Raw genomic sequence first — 5619 nt, forward strand, 5'->3', positions numbered from 1 at the left:
TCATCAATCATATATCCATCACTTTGGCTGTAGGGAGTACAATGAAATGCTTTTCTTCAGCAGAACTTACCGAAAACTGAGCACCAAACCCTATAAGTTGTAGGAAACCCAACAATTCGAGTTACTGGGTAACTCCTGAGCTTAGCAACTCAAATAGGTATAACTCCTCAAACTCCGCTCATAATTTTGCAGCAGCCGTTGAGATTCTGCCAAAGTAATTCGGTTCTGTTGCAACGCCTGTTCTGTGAGGCGGCGCATACCTTCCACCAAATCTTCAGCATCATACTGCACATAACCCAAAACTTCCGTGATTGTATCTCCCTTAACCAAGTGTTCAATTTCATACCCTCTGGGGCTTAATTTGATGTGAACTGCGTTACTATCACCAAAAAGATTGTGTAAATTCCCCATAATCTCTTGGTAGGCACCGACTAGGAAGAAACCCAAATAGTAGGGTTCTTTGGATTTGGGATTTGGGATTTGGGATTTGGAATTGGAAATTCTCTCTGGCTCCTCGGCTTTGCGCAAAGGATGTAGTTCCAGCAACGATTTAACATCCCGCAGGTCAATAAATTGGTCAATCTTACCATCACTATCGCAGGTAAGGTCAGCCAGGATAGCCCTTTGGGTTGGTTCTTCATCCAACCGATGAATGGGCATAATCGGAAATAGCTGGTTAATTCCCCAGCAATCTGGCACTGATTGGAAGACTGATAGGTTGACATAGTAAATTGATGCCATGATCGTTTCCAGGTCTGCTAGATCATCGGGAACATAGTCTTGTGTCCTGATAATTTCCCGAATCTTCTGACAGCACGCCCAATAAAGCTGCTCGGCTTTAGCCCGCTGAGTAATGCTCAGATAGCCTAAACTAAACAGGCTTTTTGCTTCTTGGTTAAGCTCGATGGCATCATGATAGGCTTCCTGGTAGTTCTCAAGGTCGATAGTACAGTAAGTTTCCCAAAGATTCCGAATAATTAGATGGTCTTGTTCCGTTGTCAGTGGAGGGGATTGAGATTCGACATCACTGGTACTCAAAACATCAAAGATCAGGACTGATTGATGGGATGCGATCGCACGACCACTTTCACTAATCAGTGTTGGTGCTGGAATTTGATGTTCCTCACAAGCATCCTTCACCGCAGCCACAATGTCATTAGCATAGTTCTGCATGTTGTAGTTTTTGGAGGCATGGAAGTTCGTTTTCGAGCCATCGTAATCCACTGCCAAGCCACCACCTACATCTAGATACTGCATATTCACCCCTAATCCCTTCAGCTCAGCATAAATTTGGCTGGCTTCGCGAATAGCATCTTTAATTACGCTAATGGCAGAGATTTGAGAGCCGATGTGGAAGTGCAACAGCTGCAATGACTCAAGCATCCCAGCCTCCCGTAGCTGGTCAATGGCTTGGAGTATTTCTGGAATTTTCAGACCAAATTTAGCTTTATCTCCTACAGAGTTTCCCCAACGACCCATGCTTTGTGTACTCAGTTTGGCTCGCACCCCCAGCACTGGTGTGATGCTTCCTAACGAAGCCGCCACCTCAATGATTAGCTGCACTTCCTCTAGCTGTTCTAGGACAATTATCGGATTATGTCCCAATCGCCTAGCTAAAAGCGCAGTTTCAAGATATTCCCGGTCTTTGTAGCCGTTACAAATAATTAGGGAATCCGGAGTGAGCAATGTTGCTAGAGCAATCATCAATTCAGGTTTAGAACCGACTTCTAAACCAAATTGATAAGGTTGACCAAAATACACGACATCCTCTACCACATGTCGATGCTGGTTGCATTTAACTGGAAACACTCCCTGGTAACGACCAGGGTATTTGTAGCGACTAATGGCTTGGGCAAAACAGGCGTTTAATTGCTCTATCTGGTCTGCCAAAATATCTGAAAAATGGATTAGTAATGGTAGTCCCAAGTTGCGCTGCTTCAGGGATTCTACCAGTTCCAACAAATCCAACGAGCCGCCCCCATTGCCTTTAGGGGACACCATGATATGACCAGCAGTGTTAATGGCAAAGTAGGGTTCTCCCCAGCCTTGGATCTGATAAAGCTCCTCACTTTTCTCAATTGTCCAAGATTGAGAGGTCTTGTGATCTTGGTTATGGTTTTGGTTATGCTTAGGGATTGGAGAACAGGATGAGTCTATCAACTTAACACCATAATCTGTAGGATTTTGAGTCGAGATCTCAGTAGTAGTCTCATTAGTACTCTCAGGGGTTAAATACTCTTGAAACTGGGATTTACGCTGTAGTGTCACCAATAACCTCCTTAAAGACATTGGTCGAACTGACTAGCCATGCTAAAATGCCGTCAGCGTGTTTTTTAACTAATCGTGAGCGTCGATGTCTAAACCATCTGGTCATCAGGCTCAAAAGCAAGATTATTTCCAGTCCATCCAAACGCTAATATACAATCATCAGATTGCTGTTTGGGTTGGGCTTTGGGTTGTTATGGTCTTAGCCGGTAGCATAGCAACTATGGGTCTGATTGATCCTGGACCGATTGAAGAAGAAGCCAATAATCCACAACCAGCTCTGGCCCAACTGCGGGCATCAGCGGCAAAAGAGGCTGTGCCACTGTCTTTGTTTGGTGTTGTTGCTATAGGCTGCGCCAGCGGTTGCTTATTGCTTACTCAGGCTCTAAAATTTTCAAGCCGGAAAACGAAACCGAAAAGACCGATAACATCTAGTGTCAGCAGTAGAAGGCGACGCCGTAATTCTAGACGCCGTAAGGCGACTCGCAAACAACAACCAGTCAAATCAGTACCATTATTACCACCATCACAAAACAGTAGCGATGACCAACAGACCGAGGTAACGGTTTTGCCACCAGAGCCTACTGATCAGACCAATGCTCAAGACGAGACTCTTGCCAACATGATGGATATGCGTAAGCGCCGCTCTCTGTCTTCCTTGATGCGGGATCAGTAATCAGCCGAGGCTAGTGGTGATTTAATTTGCCCTTAATTTGCCCTTTGTTCACTCTTGACGGTTGACGCAAAACCCGTCAATTGTTAGAAGTTCTAACCTCTAACAGGGATTGCCAATCTTTAATCGCTTGCTGTGACCAAAGCCAGTTCTTGCTCAAGGCATCAGGTTGGAAGTTAATCGGATCGTTGGTGAGCACATGTTGCCGTAGCTTGAGGGATTGTTGGGACAAACTCGCCCGCTTAGCTCCGTTTTGTTCTTGAGCCGATTTCCACGACCCTAGCGCTAAGCCAGCATAGGTATTCAATTTTTGGGAATTGCTGGATTTTCCAGATCCAACTGTTGTAGATTTATTGTTGCTACTCCTGTACAGTGCATCATACCAAGCTTGGTTAGCTCGCTCGTATTTGCCTTCAGCGTAATAGGCAAACCCTAGGGCATTACGGTAAGTCCAAGAGTCAGGTTCTTGTTTGACTGCTCTTTGCCAATAACGTCTGACATCATCAAGACTGTATTCATCGGAGCGGGTCTGGATCGACTGCCATGCCAGACGACCTCTTAAGAAACTCACCATTGACTGATTCAATTGTTCTGAGGGAACTTCCTGAAGGGCAGCAGAAGCATCGGGTAATGCACCCCGGTCTAGCAATGCCGTTACAGCTTCGGTTCCTCGAATAATATTACCCTTACTGAATGCTTCAATTGCGATCGCTGTGACGATGTTGGTTTTAGCATTTGTCAAAGTTGGGTAATCACCAGGTGTCTCCGAACCTGGTGGTAATTGTGTCCCTACCTCAGAACCAGGAGGGTTCTGGAAAAACCAAACGCCCAAAAGTACTAAGGCAAGAGTTCCCGTTGCTCCTAGTCCGATCCACAATGGTGAACCTGGTAACCTTGAACCCTTCTGTTTAGGATTAGTGACCTTTTTAGCCTCAACTTCTGCCGTAGTATCCTCAGGCTTTGGAGCTAATTGGGTTGAACCATCGCTAGACAAAGCCGCTGTCAGGGTTGCGGCTGAAGCTTTCCTAGGAGCAGGGAGTTGGCTTGGGGTATGGACTGGTAAGTTCTTCTGAGCAGTGTCTGAGTAAGGGTTTTCGGATAACCCCTCTAAATTCGATGCTGCTATTTTTGATTCCCCACCCTGAGCCTCTGTATTCAGCTGATCCAGCAATCCCTTAATGAAAGCAGCGGGATCGTCTGCTTCTAGTTCATGGGATTCTAAACCCTGTGGTACACCAGTGATACTTTCATGGTCATACTCAGCTTCTCCCCTAGAGACAAGAGCTGACTCTTCCTCAAATTCTGAGAATGTGGTATGATCAGATTCTGTTGGTGGCGTAAAAAACCCCTCTTCTGGGTCTAACCCGACAGAGGTCTCATCAGGATCGGGCAGGGTAAATATTTGAGTTCGGTCATAACTCTGGTCATCATTGGTCAGGAAACCATCAAATTCCGGATGCAGATAGAGAACAGGTAATGCCCAATAAAGCTGGTTCGAGCCATAAGCAGAAATCAGTCCTTGTCTAGCTCGCGAGAGGCTTAGGTCAATGGGATAACCCTGGTTGATGTTACGGTATAATAGTCTGGTTAGGGTCAGGGCTACCTCATCGGGGATGCGCTCTGCCATGGCTAGAACCCCAGGAATACCCCGCTTAACCAGTGCTTGGGCGAGATTTTGATCGTTACCGTTTTCCTGGCTATCTGAAACAGCTGTATGAGCACCACGACAGGAGTTGAATACAGCCAGCTGGACACCATTATTAACTAACAATCCCGCTAGATCATCACCCCTTACGGTCTCTGTCAAACCAGTTTTTTTACTAACCAGGTAAACATCACCACCTGATTCCCCTAGGTTAGAGTGACCAGCATAGTGGAAGACTTGATATTTTCCTTGTTCCAGGGCTTGGGTTAACTGTTCCCGTCCTGGCTGTTCCAGAATGGTCAGATGAATCGCTGGGGGTCCATTGGGTGAACGATGGCGGAGTTCTTCTTTGAGGTGAGATGCTTCTTGTAAGAGTTCTAAACTTTCTTGATCACTTGGACCGGCGATCACCATCAAAATTTTCAGAGGTTGATTCGGTGGAGACAAAGGCTTCGGAACTGGTCTAATCAAGCCTTTGGTCATCTGGTAGCGGGAGAAAGCCACATCAGTTCCTGTAGCTAGGGGACGATCCCCAGCATGGAGGACTTCCCAAGGTAGGCGGGGTAATTCTGTACCTTTCAATCCCAGACGCAGCCGCAAAACCGACCGTTGATTTTGAGCGATCGCTTGCGCCATCATCCAGCTATCGCGCAAGCTTCCTTTAAATAGGGCATTGTATAGCTCCTGACCCAAGGCAACTAAGTTTAAAGAGGATTGAGAGTACGGTTCTCCCCAAGATGGCATGGCAAAACTGCCATCCACCCCAGCTGCCCTACCCTGCAGGACACTAAATAGGGGGTCATTCATCAGTTGCTTGGCCTGGGTTAACCATTCTTCTACCGGCCAACTGACTTGTTCTTCTGCCAATGAGACTCCCGGTGCCACTCGTTCGATGCGCACCAGATAATCATCATGTTTTCCTAAGGGGGTTACGGAGATATGGAATTCCTGTGCCACTGTTGCCCAATTTTGCTCAATTTCAAGGGATCAATTTTGCTCATAGTGACGAGCTTTGGCTGAAGGTTTAAAAATTCTT

3 protein-coding genes are annotated in these 5619 nt (G+C 46.3%); 1 reads left to right on the top strand and 2 read right to left on the bottom strand.

Annotated elements, in window-relative coordinates; translation table 11 throughout:
• Positions 1-141: 141 nt before the first annotated feature.
• The gene (gene speA, locus F6J94_RS29155) at positions 142-2289 is read right to left on the bottom strand and encodes a biosynthetic arginine decarboxylase (RefSeq protein ID WP_293046780.1); all 2148 of its coding nucleotides are present in this window, start codon (positions 2287-2289) and stop codon (positions 142-144) included.
• A 64-nt stretch (positions 2290-2353) separates the two neighbouring features.
• On the opposite strand from speA, the gene F6J94_RS29160 reads away from it, so the two are divergent.
• The gene (locus F6J94_RS29160; protein WP_293018070.1) at positions 2354-2941 is read left to right on the top strand and encodes a hypothetical protein; all 588 of its coding nucleotides are present in this window, start codon (positions 2354-2356) and stop codon (positions 2939-2941) included.
• Positions 2942-3017: 76 nt separating this feature from the next.
• Here the strand turns inward: F6J94_RS29160 and F6J94_RS29165 are convergent, their stop codons facing one another.
• Positions 3018-5540, bottom strand: coding sequence for a CHAT domain-containing protein (locus tag F6J94_RS29165; RefSeq protein WP_293046781.1), 2523 nt, complete (start codon positions 5538-5540; stop codon positions 3018-3020).
• Between the last annotated feature and the right edge of the window lie 79 nt (positions 5541-5619).

Source organism: Moorena sp. SIO1F2 (assembly GCF_010672755.1).
In the GTDB taxonomy this organism is placed as follows: Bacteria; Cyanobacteriota; Cyanobacteriia; order Cyanobacteriales; family Coleofasciculaceae; genus Moorena.